Source organism: Nocardioides lentus (assembly GCF_039529515.1).
Taxonomy (GTDB): domain Bacteria; phylum Actinomycetota; class Actinomycetes; order Propionibacteriales; family Nocardioidaceae; genus Nocardioides; species Nocardioides lentus.
Map to the genome: position 1 here is coordinate 287709 of NZ_BAAAMY010000005.1, position 19152 is coordinate 306860.

Annotated in this window: 18 protein-coding genes and 1 tRNA gene; 9 read left to right on the forward strand and 10 right to left on the reverse strand. The window is 74.0% G+C overall.

Annotated features, from left to right (window positions below; genetic code table 11):
• Positions 1–21: 21 nt before the first annotated feature.
• The 5 genes from ABD158_RS12280 to ABD158_RS12300 all read right to left on the reverse strand — a co-directional run bounded on the left by ABD158_RS12280 (position 22) and on the right by ABD158_RS12300 (position 6735).
• Positions 22–1413, reverse strand: coding sequence for an amidase (locus ABD158_RS12280; RefSeq protein ID WP_344007551.1), 1392 nt, complete (start codon positions 1411–1413; stop codon positions 22–24).
• 39 nt (positions 1414–1452) lie between these two features.
• Positions 1453–2055 (reverse strand): DNA-3-methyladenine glycosylase I, encoded by a 603-nt coding sequence (locus tag ABD158_RS12285; RefSeq protein ID WP_344007553.1) that lies wholly within the window; start codon positions 2053–2055, stop codon positions 1453–1455.
• Positions 2056–2079: 24 nt separating this feature from the next.
• Positions 2080–3051, reverse strand: a complete 972-nt coding sequence (locus ABD158_RS12290) for a pirin family protein (RefSeq protein WP_344007555.1) — start codon at positions 3049–3051, stop codon at positions 2080–2082.
• 12 nt (positions 3052–3063) lie between these two features.
• Complete coding sequence (locus ABD158_RS12295; protein ID WP_344007557.1) at positions 3064–5481, reverse strand: FdhF/YdeP family oxidoreductase; 2418 nt, start codon at positions 5479–5481, stop codon at positions 3064–3066.
• A gap of 66 nt (positions 5482–5547) precedes the next feature.
• A complete protein-coding gene (locus ABD158_RS12300; protein WP_344007558.1) occupies positions 5548–6735 on the reverse strand; it encodes a homogentisate 1,2-dioxygenase in 1188 nt (395 codons plus the stop codon).
• Positions 6736–6832: 97 nt separating this feature from the next.
• Here ABD158_RS12300 and ABD158_RS12305 point away from each other — a divergent pair, with 97 nt between their 5' ends.
• The gene (locus ABD158_RS12305) at positions 6833–7420 is read left to right on the forward strand and encodes a hypothetical protein (protein ID WP_344007559.1); all 588 of its coding nucleotides are present in this window, start codon (positions 6833–6835) and stop codon (positions 7418–7420) included.
• Entirely contained in the window at positions 7417–8577 is a 1161-nt protein-coding gene (locus ABD158_RS12310) for a fumarylacetoacetate hydrolase family protein (protein WP_344007561.1), read from the forward strand. Before ABD158_RS12305 ends, ABD158_RS12310 begins: the two co-directional genes overlap by 4 nt.
• 261 nt (positions 8578–8838) lie before the next feature.
• Here the strand turns inward: ABD158_RS12310 and ABD158_RS12315 are convergent, their stop codons facing one another.
• From ABD158_RS12315 to ABD158_RS12325, 3 genes are all read right to left on the reverse strand, one after another.
• Positions 8839–9642, reverse strand: a complete 804-nt coding sequence (locus ABD158_RS12315) for an adenylate/guanylate cyclase domain-containing protein (RefSeq protein WP_344007563.1) — start codon at positions 9640–9642, stop codon at positions 8839–8841.
• Between the two features lie 7 nt (positions 9643–9649).
• The gene (gene menB, locus ABD158_RS12320) at positions 9650–10510 is read right to left on the reverse strand and encodes a 1,4-dihydroxy-2-naphthoyl-CoA synthase (protein ID WP_344007565.1); all 861 of its coding nucleotides are present in this window, start codon (positions 10508–10510) and stop codon (positions 9650–9652) included.
• A gap of 74 nt (positions 10511–10584) precedes the next feature.
• On the reverse strand, positions 10585–12018 hold the full coding sequence (locus ABD158_RS12325; RefSeq protein WP_344007566.1) for an FAD/NAD(P)-binding protein: 1434 nt from the start codon (positions 12016–12018) through the stop codon (positions 10585–10587).
• 110 nt (positions 12019–12128) lie between these two features.
• Between ABD158_RS12325 and ABD158_RS12330 the strand changes: the two genes are divergently transcribed.
• Positions 12129–12296, forward strand: coding sequence for a hypothetical protein (locus tag ABD158_RS12330; RefSeq protein WP_344007568.1), 168 nt, complete (start codon positions 12129–12131; stop codon positions 12294–12296).
• 6 nt (positions 12297–12302) lie between these two features.
• Here the strand turns inward: ABD158_RS12330 and ABD158_RS12335 are convergent, their stop codons facing one another.
• Positions 12303–12716, reverse strand: a complete 414-nt coding sequence (locus ABD158_RS12335; RefSeq protein WP_344007570.1) for a hypothetical protein — start codon at positions 12714–12716, stop codon at positions 12303–12305.
• A 194-nt stretch (positions 12717–12910) separates the two neighbouring features.
• Here ABD158_RS12335 and ABD158_RS12340 point away from each other — a divergent pair, with 194 nt between their 5' ends.
• The 3 genes from ABD158_RS12340 (at position 12911) to ABD158_RS12350 (ending at position 15089) form a co-directional block, all read left to right on the forward strand.
• Positions 12911–13765, forward strand: a complete 855-nt coding sequence (locus tag ABD158_RS12340) for an SDR family oxidoreductase (protein ID WP_344007572.1) — start codon at positions 12911–12913, stop codon at positions 13763–13765.
• Positions 13766–13870: 105 nt separating this feature from the next.
• Entirely contained in the window at positions 13871–14263 is a 393-nt protein-coding gene (locus tag ABD158_RS12345) for a cupin domain-containing protein (protein WP_344007574.1), read from the forward strand.
• Between the two features lie 121 nt (positions 14264–14384).
• The gene (locus ABD158_RS12350) at positions 14385–15089 is read left to right on the forward strand and encodes an SDR family NAD(P)-dependent oxidoreductase (protein ID WP_344007576.1); all 705 of its coding nucleotides are present in this window, start codon (positions 14385–14387) and stop codon (positions 15087–15089) included.
• Positions 15090–15201: 112 nt separating this feature from the next.
• Here ABD158_RS12350 and ABD158_RS12355 read toward each other — a convergent pair.
• Positions 15202–15283 (reverse strand) — tRNA-Tyr (locus ABD158_RS12355).
• Positions 15284–15430: 147 nt separating this feature from the next.
• Between ABD158_RS12355 and ABD158_RS12360 the strand changes: the two genes are divergently transcribed.
• The 3 genes from ABD158_RS12360 to ABD158_RS12370 all read left to right on the forward strand — a co-directional run bounded on the left by ABD158_RS12360 (position 15431) and on the right by ABD158_RS12370 (position 19118).
• Positions 15431–15922, forward strand: a complete 492-nt coding sequence (locus ABD158_RS12360) for a YajQ family cyclic di-GMP-binding protein (protein ID WP_344007578.1) — start codon at positions 15431–15433, stop codon at positions 15920–15922.
• A gap of 107 nt (positions 15923–16029) precedes the next feature.
• Positions 16030–18015: a 2-oxoacid:acceptor oxidoreductase subunit alpha gene (locus ABD158_RS12365; RefSeq protein WP_425573199.1), complete on the forward strand. Its 1986-nt coding sequence runs from the start codon at positions 16030–16032 to the stop codon at positions 18013–18015.
• Between the two features lie 26 nt (positions 18016–18041).
• The gene (locus tag ABD158_RS12370) at positions 18042–19118 is read left to right on the forward strand and encodes a 2-oxoacid:ferredoxin oxidoreductase subunit beta (RefSeq protein WP_344007996.1); all 1077 of its coding nucleotides are present in this window, start codon (positions 18042–18044) and stop codon (positions 19116–19118) included.
• The last annotated feature ends 34 nt before the right edge of the window (positions 19119–19152 follow it).

The window sequence follows — 19152 nt, forward strand, 5'->3', positions numbered from 1 at the left end:
CCCCGGACCTCCGACGGCCCCTCAGGGCGGCGGCGGAGCCCAGCCCACGGCCTCCTCGAGCTCGTACGCCAGCTCCAGCAGCACGGCCTCGCGGCCGGCCGCGGCGCCGAGCATCATGCCCTGCGGGAGGCCCGCCGCGGTCGTGGCCAGCGGCAGCGAGACCGCGGGGTCGCCGGTCGCGTTATGCAGCGGCGTGAAGGCCACCCAGTCCATGAGGCGCTCCAGCACGAGGGCGCCGTCCGAGGTCGGGTCGAGGTGGCCCAGCCGCGGCGTCGGCTGCGCCAGGGTGGGGCTGAGGACGACGTCGTAGCCCCGGAAGAAGCGAGCCGAGGCCCTCGCGGTCGCCCGCAGACGGGCCATCGCGACCGGGAGCCGCGCCAGGCGTCGGCGGGCGTGGCGGGCCAGGTGCAGGGTGAGGGCGTCGAGGCGCCCGGGGTCCCAGGACGGGCCGTGCAGGCGTCGCCCGCGGGCGACGCTCGCCAGGGCGAGGAACCCCCAGTAGGTGACGAAGTCGTCGGGGAAGCTGTCGGGCACCGGGGCCGCCGCGGGCTCCACGTGGTGCCCGAGCGCCTCGAGGGTGCGCGCGGTCCGCTCGGTGAGCGCGACGACCTCGGGGTCGGCGGTGCGGTGGGGGCCGGCGGTCACCACGGCGACGCGCAGCCGGGTGCGTGAGGGGCGGGTGATGTCGCCGACCGGGGGCAGGGACAGGTCGCGGTAGACGCGCTCGGCCTCGCGGTAGAAGGCCGCGGTGTCACGGACCGTGCGGGTCAGGACGCCGTCCTGCACGATCCGGACCGGCATCTCGCGCAGGGACCGGTCCTGCGCCAGCCGGCCCCGGGTGGGCTTGAGGCCGACCAGTCCCGTGCAGGAGGCGGGGATCCGGATGGAGCCGCCGCCGTCGTTGGCGTGGGCGATCGGCACGGCCCCCGTGGCCACCAGGACCGCGGCGCCCGCCGAGGAGGCGCCCGCCGTCCGGTCGGGGTCCCACGGGTTGCGGACCGGGCCGAGGCGCGGGTGCTCGGCGGAGGCGGAGAAGCCGAACTCGCTGAGCTGGGACTTGCCGAGGACGAGGAGACCGGTGGCGCGGTGGAGTCGCGCGAGGTCGCCGTCCGACCGGGCCGGGACGGCGTCCCACGCGTCGGTGCCCTCGCGGGTCGGCATGCCGGCCACGTCGGAGTTGTCCTTGATCCAGGTGGGGACGCCCGCGAAGAACCCGCCCCGCGGGGCCCTCGCCTCCGCGCGCGCCCCGTCGTACGCGCGGTGGGCGAGGCCGCCGAGCCGTGAGGCGGTCGCCTCCGAGCGGGCGATCGCGGCCTCGACGACCTCGGGCACGCCCACCCGGCGGGCCGCGATCTCGGCCGCGAGGCCGACCGCGTCGTGCTGGCCGAGGGCGTCGTCGCCGAAGACGTTCACGCCGACCACCCTGTCACCCGGGGGGCTCGACCGACAGCCTCAGCGGACGGCGCCCCCGCGGCCGGCGACGCCGCGTCGGTGGCAGCCGGTGAGGTGGGTGTCGACCAGCCCGAGGGCCTCCATCAGGGCGTGCATCGTAGTGGGCCCGACGAAGGCGAAGCCACGGCGCTTGAGGTCCTTGCTGAGCCGCGTCGAGGCCTCCGAGGTGGTCGGGACCTCCTCGGTGGCGCGGGGGGCCGGCTGGGCCTCCGCCGGGGGTCGGTAGGACTCGACGAACGCCTCGAGGCCGCCGTGGTCGCGCAACGCGACGGTCGCGCGGGCGTTGGCGAGGGTGGCGTCGACCTTGAGGCGGTTGCGGACGATGCCGGCGTCGGCGAGCAGCCGGCCACGCTCGGTCTCGCCCCAGGTCGCGATCTCGTCGACGTCGAAGTCGGCGAAGGCCTCCCGGAAGCCGGGGCGCTTGCGCAGGATGATCGCCCACGACAGCCCCGACTGGAACGCCTCCAGGGTCAGCCGCTCGAAGTACGCCTGCTCCCCCGAGACGGGCACCCCCCACTCGGTGTCGTGGTAGGCCCGCATGTCCCCCGGCGCCGCGGCCCACGGGCACCGCGCGACCCCGTCCTCACCCGTCACTGCCTCCACGGCCCCATCCTCTCCGACCCGGGGTCAGGAACGGGTGCGCAGCCGGGCGTTCGGCAGCTCGGGGGCGGGCAGCGGGGCGAGCGGCTCGTCGGCCACCACGCCGAAGCGACCGTCGACCTGCACGCCGTCGACCAGCTGGGCCTGCCAGGCGTCGCGGTAGGCGACGACCTCGTCGTGGGTGCGGCCCACGAAGTTCCACCACATGACGATCGCCTCGCCGAACGGCGGGCCGCCCAGCAGGACGACACGGGCGCCGTCGGGGCCGGCCTCGAGGTCGAGAACGGCACGTCCGGGGGCGAGGTAGCCGAGGTCGGCGGCCGCCAGGTCGGTGCCCTCGGCGCGGACGGCGCCGGTGTCGACGAGGACGCCGTGCTCGAAGGTCGTGTCGACGTCGAGCCGCACCCGGGCGCCGGGGTCGAGCAGCAGCTCGGCGCCGAGAAGCGGGGTGTGGGTGGTCACGGGCGAGGTCTCCCCCAGCAGCGAGCCGAGGAACACCCGCGCGGCCAGGCCGTCGCGCCGCACCAGCCCGGGGGCGTGGTGCGCGAAGCCGGGGCCGCCGTCGCGCGTCACGTCCGGCAGCGCGACCCAGAGCTGCACGCCGTGGAGCTCGGTGGTGGCCGGGAGCGACACCTCGGAGTGACTGATCCCGCGACCGGCGGTCATCAGGTTGACCTCGCCCGGCCGGACGACCGCCGCCGTCCCGGCGGAGTCGCGGTGCTGGATCTCGCCGGAGAACAGCCAGGACACCGTCTGCAGACCGGTGTGGGGGTGCGGGGCGACGACCATCCCGCCCGTGTCGGCGACCCGGTCGGGCCCGTAGTGGTCGACGAAGCACCACGCGCCGATCAGGGAGCGCTGCCGCTGGGGCAGCGTCCGTCGCACCCGCATCGCCCGCGGGCCGCCCAGCGGCACGTCACGCGGCGTGAGCACCTCGACCCCGGCGCCGGGCTCCGGCTCACAGGTGACCTCGTCGGGCCGGGTGTCGAGGTTGCTCACGTCGTCACGACCTCAGCTGAGCTGGTCCGGCTCGACGTACTGCTTCTGCGCGTCGTCGCCGACCTGGCCGTCGGCGACGACCCCGTAGTCGGAGGGGTACGACGCGAGCGCACCGCCGTCGGCGACGTCGACGTCGACCGGGGCCAGGCGCACGATGACCGACTTCGAGGTCGGGCAGTTGCTCTTCAGCGCCTTGGAGTCCAGGGGGATCAGCGGGTTGGTCTCCGGGTAGTACGCCGCCGCACAGCCTCGGGGCTGGTCGTAGGGCACCACGCGGAACCGGGGCGCCCGGCGGTAGACCAGCTGGGCGTCCGCGTGGTCGGGGTCCGACCACTCGCTGACCAGGTCGACGTAGTCGCCCTCCGACAGCCCGAGCGCCGTGATGTCGTCGGGGTGCACGAAGATCACCCGACGGCCGTTGGACACCCCGCGGTAGCGGTCGTCCAGCCCGTAGATCGTGGTGTTGAACTGGTCGTGGCTGCGCATCGTCTGCAGCAGCAGCCGGCCCTCGGGCACGTGGAGGATGTCCAGCGGGTTGACCGCGAAGATGGCCTTGTCGGCCGCCGTCGGGAAGGTGCGGGTGTCCCGCGGCGGGTGCGGCAGCTGGAAGCCGCCGGGCTGGTCGACCTTCTCGTCGTACGCCGCGCAGCCGGGCACGACGCGCGCGATCCGGCGGCGGATCTCGGTGTAGTCGGAGCGGAAGTCCGACCACGGGATGCCGTGGCGGTCGCCGATCGTGGCCTCCGCCATCGAGCACAGGATGTCGACCTCGGACCTCAGGTGCGACGAGGCGGGCTCGAGCGGACCCTTCGAGGCGTGGACGGCCGACATCGAGTCCTCGACGGTGACCCGCTGCTCACGGCCGCCGGTGCGGTCCTTCTCGGACCGCCCGAGCGCCGGGAGGATCAGCGCGGTGCGGCCGTGGGTGACGTGGGAGCGGTTGAGCTTGGTCGAGACGTGGACGGTCAGCGACGCCCGCGCCATGGCCTGCTCGGCCACCTCGGTGTCCGGCACAGCGGAGACGAAGTTGCCGCCCATGCCGAAGAACACGTGGGCCCTGCCGTCGCGCAGCGCCCCGATCGAGGCGACCGTGTCGAGCCCGTGCTCGCGCGGCGGGTCGAAGCCGAACTCCGTCTGCAGCGCGTCGAGGAAGTGCTCGGGGGCACGTTCCCAGATCCCCATCGTGCGGTCGCCCTGCACGTTGGAGTGGCCGCGGACCGGGCACAGGCCGGCGCCGGGCCTGCCGATGTTGCCCTGCAGCAGCGCGACGTTGGTGAACTCGCGGATCGTCGCCACCGAGTTGCGGTGCTGCGTGATGCCCATCGCCCAGCAGTTCACGGTGGCCGCGGAGTCGCGGAACATCCCCGCGGCCTCCTCGATCAGCTCGCGGCTCAGGCCGGTCGCGCGGAGCACGGCGTCCCAGTCGAGCTCGCGAGCCGAGGCGGCCCACTCGTCGAAGCCGACGGTGTGGCGCTGCACGAAGTCGTGGTCGACGCAGCCCCACTCGAGCAGCAGCGCGCCGATCGCCTGGAACAGGGCGAGGTCGCCGTTGACCCGGATCGGCAGGTGCAGGTCGGCCAGGCCGGTGCCACCGCCGACGACGCCCTTCGGGGTCTGGGGGTTCTTGAAGCGGACCAGGCCGGCCTCGCGCAGCGGGTTGATCGCGAGGATCTTGGCGCCGTTGCCCTTGGCGATCTCGAGGGCCTGCAGCATGCGGGGGTGGTTGGTGCCGGGGTTCTGGCCGGCGATGACGATCAGCTCGGCCTGGTGGAGGTCCTCCAGGTGCACCGAGCCCTTGCCGATGCCGATGGCCTCGGCGAGCGCCACCGAGGTGGACTCGTGGCACATGTTCGAGCAGTCCGGCAGGTTGTTGGTGCCGAAGGCGCGCACGAAGAGCTGGTAGGCGAACGCGGCCTCGTTGGAGGTCTTGCCGGAGGTGTAGAAGATCGCCTCGTCGGGGCTGTCGAGCGCGTTGAGCTCGCCGGCGATGATGCCGAAGGCCTCGTCCCAGCCGATGGGCTCGTAGTGGCTGCCGCCCTCGCGGTAGACCATGGGCTGCGTGATGCGGCCCTGCTGGCCGAGCCAGTAGTCGGTCTTCTGCTTGAGCTCCGCCATCGGGTGGGCGGCGAAGAACTCCGGACCGATGTGGCGCTTGGTCGCCTCCTCGGTGACGGCCTTCGCGCCGTTCTCGCAGAACTCGGCGGTGTGCCGGTGGTCGGGCGAGGGGTCGGGCCAGGCGCAGCCCTGGCAGTCGTAGCCGTCGACCTGGTTGAGCTTGAGGAGCGTCTGCGCGGTGCGCTTGACGCCCATCTGCTCGATCGCGCGCTTCATCGACACCGCGACGGCGGTGACACCAGCGGCGGCGTGCTTCTCGCGGCCGACCTCCAGCTCCGACTCGTCGATGTCCTTGACCGGTGCCTGCCTGACCATGTGACCCATCTTCCTCCGATGCGCAACCGACGCGACGCCGGTACCCCCTCCCCCGGCCGGCACGCCTCAGAGCGAGCGGCCCGCCCAGCTCCACGCGTACGCCGGGTCCTCGCACGCCAGCGCGCCCTCGCCGAGCTCGAGCGGCGCGAAGGTGTCGACCATGACGGCCGACTCCTCGAAGGCCTCCACGCCGAGCGAGGCCTCGATCGCGGCGGGCTGCGGCCCGTGGGCGTGGCCGCCGGGGTGGAGGCTGACCGAGCCGAGGCCGATCCCGGATCCCTTGCGGGCCTCGTAGTCCCCGGCGACGTAGAACATGACCTCGTCGGAGTCGACGTTGGAGTGGTAGTAGGGCACCGGCACCGCGAGCGGGTGGTAGTCGACCTTGCGGGGCAGGAAGTTGCAGATCACGAAGTTGCGGCCCTCGAAGACCTGGTGCACCGGCGGCGGCTGGTGGACCTTGCCCGTGATCGGCATGTAGTCCTCGACGTTGAACGTGTACGGGTACAGGCACCCGTCCCACCCGACGACGTCGAAGGGGTGGGTGGCGTGGGTGAGGGTCGTGCCCACCACCCGCCCGCCCGCGCGGTGCTTCACGTGGACCGGCACGTCGGCCCCCTCGGCGAGGAAGGGCTCGGTGGGCCCGTGCAGGTCCCGCTCGCAGTACGGCGCATGCTCGAGCAGCTGCCCGTAGCGCGACAGGTAGCGCTTCGGCGGTGCGACGTGGCCGGTGGCCTCGATCGGGTAGAGCGCGCTGGGGGACCCGGTCGCGTCGGGGACCCAGCGGTGGGTCAGCGCCCGCGGCAGGACGACGTAGTCGCCCGTGCGGTAGGGCACCAGTCCCAGCGCGGTCTCGACGACGCCGGCGCCCGCCTCGACGTACACGCACTCGTCGCCGGTCGCGTTGCGGTAGTAGGGCGAGGGCTCGGTGGCCACCACGTAGGAGATCCGCACGTCGGCGTTGCCGAGCACCAGGCGGCGTCCGGTCACGGGGTCGGTCGGCGCGGCGCCGGCGAGCTCGTGGAGCCGCAGGTGGCGCGGCTTCAGCGGGTGGTTGGGCGTCAGCGTCTGGTCGGGCAGGTCCCAGACCTCGCTCGCGACGACCGCCGAGGGGACCCCGGAGTGGTAGAGCAGCGAGGAGTCGGAGGAGAAGCCCTCCTCCCCCATCAGCTCCTCGTGGCGCAGGCGGCCGTCGGCGTCGCGGTGCTGGGTGTGGCGGGTGGGCGGGACGTCGCCGACGCTGCGGTAGTACGGCATGGGCACCACCCTGCCGCAGCCCCCGGCGCTCCGGAAGCCGGTCACCGCGCCGTCGGCGGGAGCGGCGGCGGGCGGCTCGATCTGGCAGGGTCGGCCCGTGAGCACCTGGCACGGCTTCCTCGACGACCTGCGTCCGGTCGACGCCGCGCCCCTCGACTCGCCGTACGTCGGCGCGCGGGCGGTGCGCGACACGGACCTGCCGTCGCTCGACCCCGGGGCCGCGCCGGTCCGGGTCGTGCTCACCGGCGGCGCCGCGCAGCTGGCCGGGCCGGTCGCGCTGGGCGAGCGGCGCGGACTGACGATCGGTGCGCTCGACACCGCGCTCCGCGACCCCGGCGACCTGGCCGGCAACGCGCGGCGGGTGGTCGCGGCGTACTGGGACGCGGGCCTGGCCGACGACGCGCTGCTGCACGTGCGCCTCCCCTCCGACTGGTCCCCCTCCGCGGGTCGCGCGCTCGACCTCCTCGCCGAGGTCGAGGCCGTCGTGGTGGCACTCGCGGTGGCGGACCAGGCCGACGGACCGTGGGTCACCGAGGTCCTCGACCGTGAGCTGCGGGTCTCCCTGGTCGGGGGTGACGCCGAGCGTGCGGTCGTCCTCGCCGAGCGGCACGGGCGGTCGTCGGTCGTCTCGTGGCTCACCGACGACCCGGTCACCGCGGTCACCCACCTGGAGGGACGCCCATGAGCGGCTTCGGACCCGACCACCTGCCCTACGGCGTGTTCTCGACGCCGGGCTCCGACCCGCGCGTGGGGGTGCGCCTGGGCGACGGGGTCATCGACCTCGCGTTCGAGACCGGCCTGGCGCACTTCGCCGAGCCGTCGCTGGACGCCTTCCTCGCGCTCGGCCCCGACGCGTGGGCCGACACCCGCGCCGAGGTCACCCGGATCGTCACCGCGGACAGCTTCGAGCTGCTGCCCCTGGCCTCGGTCACGCTGCACCTGCCGTTCACGGTCGCGGACTACACCGACTTCTACTGCTCCGAGCACCACGCCTCGGCGGTCGGCCGGCTCTTCCGCCCGTCCGCCGACCCCGACGCCGACCCGCTGCTGCCGAACTGGCGCCACCTGCCCGTCGGCTACCACGGCCGGTCCGGCTCGGTGGTGGTGTCGGGGACGCCCGTCGCGCGCCCGCGGGGGCAGGTCGCCGGCCCCGAGGGCCCGTCGTACGGACCCACGGGGAAGCTCGACCTCGAGGCCGAGCTGGGCTTCGTCGTGGGCGCCCCCACCGCGACGGGCACGACGGTGGCGCCGCGGGACGTGGCGCGGCACGTGTTCGGCGTCGTCGGGCTCAACGACTGGTCGGCGCGCGACGTGCAGGCGTGGGAGTACCGCCCGCTCGGGCCGTTCCTCGGCAAGTCGTTCGCGACCTCGGTCTCGGCGTGGGTGACCCCGCTGGCGGCGCTCACCCGGGCCTGGGTGCCGCTGCCCGGCCAGTCGCCCGAGCCGCTGCCGCACCTCGCCGACACCTCGCGCCGCCCCGGCCTCGACGTCGCGGTCGAGGTGCTGGTCGACGGCGTCGTCGTGAGCCGCCCGCCGTACGCCTCGACGTACTGGTCGCCCGGGCAGATGCTCGCCCACCTCACCTCCAACGGCGCCGCGCTGCGCACCGGCGACCTCTTCGCCTCGGGCACGATCAGCGGCCCGGACCCGGAGCAGGCCGGCTCCCTGCTCGAGCTGACCCACGACGGCACCCGTCCGCTCGCGGCGTTCGCGGGGCGTCCCGACGCGGACCGCACCTGGCTCCGCGACGGCGACGAGGTGACCCTGCGCTTCTCCGCCCCCGGCCCCACCGGCGGCCGCCTGACCCTCGGCGAGGTCACCGCCCTCATCACGCCCGCCTGACCCGAGCCTGCGCCGAGTCGGCACGTGCGTGCGCCCGGCCGGCGCCGAGTCGGCACGTGCGTGCGCCGCACCGAGGCCGAGTCGTCAGTCGCGTGCGCCTCGCCGAGGCCGAGCAGGCGTGCGCTCGGACGGCCGGGCCGGATGCCCGCCGTCGACGCCGGAGGGTCGTCCGCGTCTGCGCAGTCGGGCCGACTCGGCAGCGGTTCCGTGCGCATCCGGGCCGACTCGACGTCGTACCCGCGCACGCCACTGCCGGCTCGGCTACTGCCAGACGACCGGGTGGAGCCGCTGGCGGGCGCCGATGCCCTTGAGGTCGGCCGCGCGGGGCTCACCGGTCACGAGGTCGTCGTACGGCGTGAGCGTCTCGAGGACGGCGTCGGAGACGAGGACCTCGCCGCCGTCGGCGACCTCGGCGACGCGGGCGGCGAGGGCGACGTTGCGACCGAAGATGTCGCCGGAGCGGTGCACGACGTCGCCGCGGTGGACCCCGATGCGGACCTCGACGTCGCGGGCCCGGCCGCGCTGGCCGCCCCGCTGCACGTCGATCGCGCACCGCACCGCCTGCGGGCCGGTGGCGAAGCCGACCATGAAGCCGTCGCCCTGCGTCTTGACGACGTGGCCGTCGTGGCGCTCCACGCACCGCCGCACCAGGCGGTCGTGACGGGCCAGGACCCGCACCCAGGCGCGGTCCCCGAGCTCGGAGTTGAGCTCGGTCGAGCCGACGATGTCGGAGAACAGGATGGTCACCGTGCCGTCGCGCGCGGCCATCCGCTCGAGGTCGGGGCGCTCGACGTGCGCCCAGTCGGCGAGCTCCTCGACCGAGGTGCGCAGCGCGCCCCCGACGCCGCGGTCCCGCACCAACGTGGCGGTCTCGAGCACGGCCTTGACGGTGGCCTGCGGGGTGGGCACCAGCCGACGCGGCCGGCGACGACCCTCCATCTCGGCGATCCGCGCCCGCAGCACCCGCACGCGGCGCCGCGCTCCCAGCCACAGCCCCAGGAACGTCCCGGACGTCGCGACCAGCGCCCCCACCAGCGCGACGAGGACGACCTCGAGGAGGCTCACCGGCGCCTCATGGACGGCGGGGGAACTGACCGAAGTCGGGCGTCCGCTTCTCGCGGAAGGCGTTGCGGCCCTCCTGCGCCTCGGCGTTGCCGTAGAAGAGGAGGTTCGCGTCGTGGGCGAGCTGCTGGATGCCGGCGTAACCGTCCTCGTGGGCGTTGACGCTGAGCTTGTACAGCCGCAGCGCCCACGGCGAGAGCGCGAGCATCTCGCGGCACCACTGCACGGTCGTGGCCTCGAGCTCCGCCAGCGGGACGACCGTGTTGACCAGGCCCATGCGCTCGGCCTCGGCCGCGTCGTACTGGCGGCACAGGAACCAGATCTCCTTAGCCTTCTTGGGGCCGACGAGGTCCGCGAGCAGACCCGCCCCGTAGCCGCCGTCGAAGGACCCGACCCGGGGGCCGACCTGGCCGAAGCGGGCGTTGTCGGCGGCGATCGTCAGGTCGCACACCAGGTGCAGCACGTGACCGCCGCCGATCGCCCAGCCGGCGACCATCGCGACGATCGGCTTGGGGCAGCGCCGCATCTGCACGTGCAGGTCGGTGACGTGGAAGCGCCCGGTCGAGCCCTCGTCGAGCTTGTAGCCGGAGTCGCCGCGGACCCGCTGGTCCCCGCCCGAGCAGAAGGCCCTCTCGCCCTCGCCGGTGAGGATGATCGCGCCGACCGTCTCGTCCTCGCGCGCCAGCTCGAGGGCGTGGGAGATCTCGACCAGGGTCTGCGGGCGGAAGGCGTTGTGGACCTCCGGGCGGCAGATCGTGATCTTCGCGATCGACCCGCCGGGCTCGTCGGTCGTCTCGTAGCGGATGTCGGTCCACTCGCCGGAGGCGTGCCAGGAGACGGGCTGCGGCTCGGAGGTGCTGGTCGACGTCATGGTCGTCATTGTGCCCAGCCCCGCCGCGCCGTACGCCGTCGCCTCACCCGCGATCCGGCCTCGCGTGGGCCGGCTCAGCGCCGGGCGAGCGCCCGCTCGCCCTCGGCGCCGGTGGCGGTCACCTCCGCCACCAGCCGTACGGCGAGCTCCGCGGCCTGGGCGCGGATCTCGGGCACGGCGGTGGTCTCCCAGAGCACGCCCTTGCGCGGCGGCCCGACCACGAGGAGGTCGTCGCGGGCGACGCCGTCGCGACCGACCACGCGTCCGTCCGTGCGGCAGTCGACGCCGAGACCGAGGGGGTCGGCGGCCAGCAGGCCCCGGTCGCGCAGGGCGGCGACGACCGGGAGCGTCGCGCGGTCGAGGTCCGGGCAGGGGCCGGTGCAGTTGACGACCGCGTCGACCTCGAGCTCCTCGCCGCCGGCCAGCCCGACGCGGACGGTGGCACCGAGGTCGGCGACCGAGGTGAGGCCACCGCCGAGGAGCCGGAGCCGCCCGGTACGACGGTGCTCGGCGATCGTGGCGGCGACGCCCGGCGCCATGCGGTGGCGAGCGACCTCCCAGTCGCGTGCGTGGTGGGCGAGGAAGCGGCGTCGCTCGTCGTGGTCCAGGCGCAGCCACAGCCGCTGGTTCCAGCCCCGCAGGCCGTCGACGACCGAGCGCCAGCAGACCCCGGAGCGGCGCGCCCGCTCGACCTGCTCGCGCACGTGGGCGGCCAGGGCGTCGGCGGTGCGGGCCTCCTCGGGCACCGGGCGCACCCAGCTCGTCGAGCAGGGCTGCGGCAGGTGGTCGAGCGGCAGCCGGCCGCTGCGGGAGACCATGACGACCTCGCGGGCGGGCTCGTCGCCCAGCAGGGTGATCGCGGCGTCGACGGCGGTCAGTCCGCTGCCGACGAGGACGACGCGGGCGTCCGCGGGCAGGGCGCGCAGGGCCTCGACGTCCCAGGCGCTCGGGAGGTGCCAGGGCGCGGCCGGCAGCTCGTCGCCCCCGGCCCGCAGGGTCGCGGAGGGCAGGTTGCCGTAGGCGAGCACGACCGCGTCGGCGTCGGTGCGCCCCCGGGTGCCCTGCACGGCGTACCCGCCCCCGTCGCGCGGGGCGACGTCGCGGACCTCCTCGCGGCGCACCTCGAGCCGCCCGCCGGTGTGCGCGTCGAGGTCGCGCAGGAGGTCACCGAGGTAGCGCGCGTACGTCGCTCGCGGCAGGAACCCGACGGGGTCCGCGGGAGCGCCGGTGCGCTCGGCCCACGCCACGAGGTGGCCGGGCTCGTCGGCCAGGCCGCTCATGTCGCGGGTGCGGACGTTGAGCAGGTGACGGGTGTCGGTCGTGCTGTAGGCCAAGCCGCGCGCGGGCGCCGGGCCCGACTCGTGCAGCACGACCCGCAGGTCGGTGTCGCGGCTGACCCGCAGCAGGTGGGCCGCCGTCAGGGTGCCGCTGGCGCCCCCTCCGACGATGCTGATGGTGGGTCGTGCCGGGGCGTCGGAGGGTCCGGACGAGCGGGTCTGGGGGGCCATGGGGGTCCTTCCCGGGTCGAACACGGCAAAATCACCTGACCTGGTCGACTTTAACGCACCTCACGCCGCTGCCGCGTACGGACGCTCCGGGGTGGGGGTACCGCTCCTCCGTGCACGAGACAGCCCGCGACCCGATCGACTACCCCACCTGCGAGGGGTGCTCCCACGAGTGGCACGGCCTGGTCTGCCGGGCGCCGGTCGTCACGATCGCCCGCGGCGGGCGCCGTACGGACCCCTGCGGCTGCCGCCCGTCCGCCGGGCGGCCGCACGCCGCCTGAGCGGCCTCAGCGGGGCGCGGTCGCCGGGCGCCGGACCGTGTACGCCGCGAGCCCGACGCCGGCGGCGGTCATGACGAACGCCCCCGGCACGTGCAGCGGGATGTCGCCTTGGCTGCCGAGCCACGCCTGGTAGAAGGACAGCGCGAAGACGACCGCCGAGGCCCCGGCGGCCACCCACGAGCCCACGCGTCCCCACGCCGCGACCGCGAGGGCCACGGTCAGCAGGCCGAAGCCGACGTGGAGGACGATCGCGCCGGCGCCGTGCAGGTCGAGGGCGCTGCCGCGCGAGACCAGCACCCCCGCCGTGCCGAAGATCAGCACCAGCGCCGCCAGCGTCAGCACGGCGGCGGCCCGCGCGGCCAGCCACGCGGTGCGGGCGAGCGAGGAGGACGGGCCGGAGGTGCGGTCGGTGGCGGTCACCGTGCGGTTATAGCAAGCCCGGTCGCGCCGCGACGTGTCCACCGCGGCGAGTCAATGGCCGGATCGGTCATCGTCGCCCCTCGGCACTGACGCTCTCGGCGCGGACGGCGCACCTGCGCCGACGACAGACTCGACGGACCCGTCCGGCCCGCACCCGCACCCGCACCCGCACCCGCACCCGAGAGGTCACCCCCATGACTCACCCCGCCGACCGTCCTGCCACCTGGTTCGTCACCGGCGCGTCGCGCGGGCTGGGCCTCGCCCTCGTCGCGCACCTCCTCCGCGACTCCCAGCGCGTCGCGGCGACCACCCGCTCCGCCGACAGGCTGCTCACCGCGCTCGACGGGCTCGGCGACGTGGACACCTCCGGCCTGCTCGCGCTCGAGGTGCAGCTGACCGACGAGCAGAGCGTCAGGCAGGCGGTCGACCGGGCGCGCTCCACCTTCGGGGACCTCGACGTCGTCGTCAACAACGCGGGCTACGGGTTCCTCGGCGCCGTCGAGGAGACCTCCGACGCCGACGTGCAGGGGCTGCTCGACGTCCAGGTCCGCGGCACGTGGAACGTGATCCGCGCCGCCCTCCCCGGCATGCGCGAGGCGGGCTCGGGCCACATCATCAACATCTCGTCCATCCTGGGCATGGTCACCTTCCCGGGGTGGGCGCTGTACTGCGCCGGGAAGTTCGCGCTCGAGGGCCTCAGCGAGGCCCTCGCCGCCGAGGTGGCCGACCTGGGCATCCGCGTCACGGTCGTCGAGCCCGGCTACTTCGACACCGACTTCCTGACCGGCGAGTCCATCACCCTGCCCACGCGGACCACGGACGCCTACCCGGGGATCCGGGAGATGACGGCGCACCACCTCGCCATGCCGGGCTCCCAGATCGGTGACCCGGCCAAGGCCGCAGCGGCGCTGGTCGAGATCACCCGGCAGGACGGGCCGCTGCGCCAGCAGCTCGGGTCGGACGCGTACCGCTTCGCGCTCGCGAAGGTCGATGCGCTCGCCGGCGAGGTCGCCGCAGGCCGGGACCTCGCCCACACGACCGACTACTAGGCCGGGACGCCCAGCCGCAGCGCTCCCCCGACGGCGAGGGGACTCGGCGAGGCGCAGCCGGCGCGGCCGATGCCGCGGGCCGGGCCCTCCCCGTACCTTCGACCGATGGACGACGCGTCGAGAGCCATCCTCATCCGTCGTGCGCGGGACCTGGCGGAGGAGACGTTCACGGCCGTGCCCGGCGGTACGACGTGGCGCACCCTGTTCGACAGGAGTGCGACCAGAACCGTCGACCTGGCCTCCGGTGTCGCCACGATCCCTGCGGGAGGCAGCTGGCCGTCCCACCACCATCCGGTCGCCGAGTGCTACGACGTCCTGAGCGGCGAGGGGTCGGTGCGGGTGGGCCAGGAGCGCCGCCAGGTGTCCGGGGGCACCGCCGTCATGGTCCCCGCGGGGGTGCCGCACGGCGTCGTCAACACCGGCACACGACCGCTCCGCTTCTTCTACGTCTTCCCCGTCGACTCGCTCGACGACGTCGAGTACACGTTCGAGCAGTGACCCGTCGCCACCCCGACCCGCCGCCGCCTCGGCCCGGGCCGGCGGACGGAGCCCGCGGGCGGCGTCGGTGCCGGACGTCCGTCGGCGACGGGGGTCACCACGACCGCGGCACGCTCGTCGCATGACGATCACGCTGGTGACGGGCGCCAACAAGGGCATCGGTCTCGAGACGGCCCGCAGGTTGCTGTCGGAGGGCCACCACGTCTGGGTCGGCTCGCGGGACCCCGACCGGGGGGCTGCGGCCGTCGAGCGGCTGGGCGAGGGCGCGCGCTCCGTCCGGCTCGACGTCACGGACGACCGGTCCGTGTCGGCCGCCGTCGAGACCATCCGCCTCCGCGACGGTCGGCTCGACGTCCTGGTCAACAACGCCGGCATCGCCGACAACACGCTCGGCGCGCACGACGTCGACCCGGAGCGGGCGCGGCAGCTGTTCGACGCCAACGTCGTCGGCGTGGTCCGGACGACCCAGGCCGCCCTGCCACTCCTCTCGGCGTCGTCGAACCCGGTCGTGGTGAACGTCTCCAGCGGGCTGGGATCGTTCGCGGCCACCGCCGACCCCGGGCGTCCCGAGTCGCAGACACCGCTCATCACCTACGCCGCCAGCAAGGCCGCGGTCAACATGCTCACGGTGAAGTACGCCGCGTCGCTGCCCGCCTTCCGGGTCAACGCGGCCTGCCCCGGGCTGACGGCCACCGACTTCGCAGCCGGGTTCCCCGGCGCGCAGCCCGTCGAGGAGGCCGTCGGCGTCATCGTCCGGCTCGCGACCCTCGGCCCCGACGGGCCCACCGGGACCATCCACGAGAACGACGGCCCGGGCGCCTGGTAGCGCGGATCGCTCGCGGGGAGCCGGCGGCGCCGGTGCTGCCCGGTCGGACGCGAGCCGGAGCCGGGCAGCAAGCGGCCCCTGATCCGCGTCTCCGCAGACCAGGGGCCGGATGTGGCAGGTGTTGGATTCGAACCAACGAAGGCTGTGCCGGCTGATTTACAGTCAGCTCCCTTTGGCCGCTCGGGCAACCTGCCGGGGTGCTGCGGGCGGCCCCGTTTGTCGGGGCTCCCACGGCGCAGGACAATAGCGCAGCACGTCGGGCGCAGGACAATCGACCGAGCGCCCGCTCACCGTCCCGCTGCCGGGCCCCGCACCGCAGCGCCGAGCCCCGTGGAGGCACCGTGGCCGACTCCTCGTTCGACATCGTCAGCAAGATCGACCGCCAGGAGGTCGACAACGCGCTGAGCCAGACCGCCAAGGAGGTCGCGACCCGCTACGACTTCAAGGGCACCGGCGCGAGCATCGAGTGGAAGGGCGAGGAGGCCATCGAGATCACGGCCTCCGCCGACGACCGCGCCGCCGCCGTGCTCGACGTCTTCCAGGGCAAGCTCGTCAAGCGCGGCCAGAGCCTGAAGATCCTCGACGCGGGCGAGCCGCGCCAGTCCGGCCAGCAGTCCAAGATCGGGATCGCCCTCAAGGAGGGCATCTCCTCCGAGGACGCCAAGAAGGTCTCCAAGCTGATCCGCGACGAGGGCCCCAAGGGCGTCAAGGCGCAGATCCAGGGCGACGAGCTGCGTGTCAGCTCCAAGAAGCGCGACGACCTGCAGGCCGTCCAGCAGCTCGTGAAGGACCAGGACTACGACTTCGCGGTGCAGTTCACCAACTACCGCTGAGAGCGCCACGGGACACCGGGCGGGGCGTGGGTGACGGGACTCACGCCCCGTTCGGCGTCCACGGGCCGTCCGGGGAATTCCGTCACACCCGTGTGTCGTTATCGTGGATCAGTCCGGCAGTCAACGACCGCACCCCAGCACCGACGACAGGGAGCCCCGTGGCATCCGCCAAGCAGGTCAAGCAGCTCGACCGCGTCATCATCCGGTTCGCCGGCGACTCCGGCGACGGGATGCAGCTCACCGGTGACCGGTTCACCTCCGAGTCCGCGTCGTTCGGCAACGACCTCTCGACCCTCCCCAACTTCCCCGCCGAGATCCGCGCCCCCCAGGGCACGATCCACGGCGTCTCGTCGTTCCAGGTCCACTTCGCCGACCACGACATCCTCACCCCCGGTGACGCCCCCGACGTCCTGGTCGCCATGAACCCGGCGGCGCTGCGCGCCAACCTCGGCGACCTGCCGAAGGGCGCGACGGTCATCGTGGACACCCACGACTTCACGGCGCGCAACCTCACGAAGGCGGGCTACTCCCACAACCCGCTCGACGGCGACGACCTCGCCGAGTACGCCGTGCACCCGGTCGACCTGACCGGCATGACGGTCGCGGCGGTCAAGGAGTTCGGCCTCTCCCGCAAGGACGCCGCCCGCGCCAAGAACATGTTCGCGCTGGGCCTCGTGTCGTGGATGTACGGCCGCCCCACCGAGGGCACCGAGGAGTTCCTCGCGCGGCGCTTCGCGAAGGTGCCGGCGATCCGCGACGCCAACGTGACGGCGTTCCGCACCGGCTGGAACTTCGGCGAGACCACCGAGGCGTTCGTCGTCTCCTACGAGGTCAAGCCCGCCCCGATGGCGCCCGGCACCTACCGCAACATCACCGGCAACCTCGCCCTGGCGTACGGACTCGTCGCCGCGGGCGTGCAGTCCGGCCTCCCGGTGTTCCTCGGGTCCTACCCGATCACCCCGGCCTCCGACGTGCTCCACGAGCTGAGCAAGCACAAGGACATGGGTGTCACGACCTTCCAGGCCGAGGACGAGATCGCCGGCGTCGGCGCCGCCCTGGGCGCGTCGTTCGCGGGTCACCTCGGCGTGACCACCACCTCCGGCCCGGGGGTCGCGCTCAAGTCCGAGACCATCGGCCTCGCGGTGATGACCGAGCTGCCGCTGCTGATCGTCGACGTGCAGCGCGGCGGCCCCTCCACCGGGCTGCCGACCAAGACCGAGCAGGCCGACCTGCTGCAGGCGATGTTCGGCCGCAACGGCGAGTCCCCCGTCCCGGTGGTCGCCCCCCAGTCGCCGGGCGACTGCTTCGACGCCGCGATCGAGGCCGCCCGCATCGCCGTCACCTACCGCACCCCGGTCTTCCTCCTCTCCGACGGGATGATCGCCAACGGCTCCGAGCCGTGGCGCGTGCCCGAGGTCCACGAGCTGCCCACCATCGACCCGCAGTTCGCGACCCACACCCACGAGGGCGGGGAGTTCCAGCCCTACCTGCGCGACGAGGCGACGCTGGCCCGCCCGTGGGCCGTGCCCGGCACCCCCGGCCTCGAGCACCGCATCGGCGGGCTCGAGAAGGGCGACGGTCACGGCAACATCTCCTACGACCCGGCCAACCACGACTTCATGGTCCGCACCCGGCAGGCCAAGATCGACCGCATCGCCGACTCGCTGCCCCCGCTCGAGGTCGACGACCCGACCGGCGCGGCGAAGGTGCTCGTCATCGGGTGGGGCTCGACGTACGGCCCGATCGGTGCCGCCTGCCGACGGGTACGACGCGCCGGCGGCGAGGTCGCCCAGGCCCACCTGCGCCACCTCAACCCGTTCCCCTCCGACCTCGGCGACGTGCTGAAGCGCTACGACAAGGTCCTCGTGCCGGAGATGAACCTCGGCCAGCTGTCGATGCTGCTGCGCGCGAAGTACCTCGTCGACACCGTCGGCTACAACCACGTGCGCGGGCTGCCGCTCAAGGCCGCCGAGCTCGCCGAGGCCATCGGCAGCCTCGTCGGCGAGGTCGCCGGCACCGAGCTCGACCTGTCCGCCGCCGCCCACCAGGTCCGCGACGCGGACCCGGCCCACGAGAAGGAGGCCTCCCGATGAGCACCACCGAGCTCGGCATCCCCGCGATGCGCGGCGGCACCGACGGCGTCCCGCCCGTCGACCCCGACGCCCCCGCCCAGACCGGCAAGGAGTTCACCTCCGACCAGGAGGTCCGCTGGTGCCCCGGCTGCGGCGACTACGCCGTGCTGAAGGCCGTCCAGTCCTTCCTGCCCGACCTGGGCCTGCGTCGCGAGAACATCACCTTCGTCTCCGGCATCGGCTGCTCCAGCCGCTTCCCGTACTACCTCGACACCTACGGGATGCACTCCATCCACGGACGTGCGCCCGCGATCGCGACGGGCCTCGCGACCGCGCGTGAGGACCTGTCGGTGTGGGTCGTCACCGGTGACGGTGACGCCCTGTCCATCGGCGGCAACCACCTGATCCACGCGCTGCGCCGCAACGTCAACATGACGATCCTGCTGTTCAACAACCGGATCTACGGGCTGACCAAGGGCCAGTACTCCCCCACCTCGGAGGCGGGCAAGGTCACGAAGTCCACGCCGATGGGCTCGGTCGACCACCCGTTCAACCCGGTGTCGCTGGCGCTCGGCGCGGAGGGCACCTTCGTGGCCCGCACCATCGACTCCGACCGCAAGCACCTCACCTCGGTGCTCGCCGCAGCGGCCGCGCACCGCGGCACGTCGCTGGTCGAGATCTACCAGAACTGCCCCATCTTCAACGACGGCGCGTTCGACGCGATCAAGGACCGCGACACCAAGGACGAGGCGATCATCCCGCTCGTCCACGGCGAGCCCATCCGGTTCGGCACCCCGGGCGAGGACGGCCTCGGCCCGCGCGGCCTGGTGCGCTCGGCCTCCGGCGGCGTCGAGGTCGTCGACGTCACCACCGACAACGCCGGTGACCTGCTCGTCCACGACGCGCACGCCGACGACCCGACCACGGCGTTCGCGATCAGCCGCCTCACCGACGCCGGCTACCTGCACCGCGCCCCGATCGGGATCTTCCGCTCCGTCGAGCGCCCGACGTACGACGACCAGGCGCGCGCCCAGGTCGACCTCGCGGTCGGCGAGCGCACGGGCGACCGCAGCGACCGGCTCGCCGCGCTGGTCGGTGGCGGCGACACCTGGACGGTCGTCTGAGCCGTCGCGAGCCCCCGGGCGCCGGACGCGACGA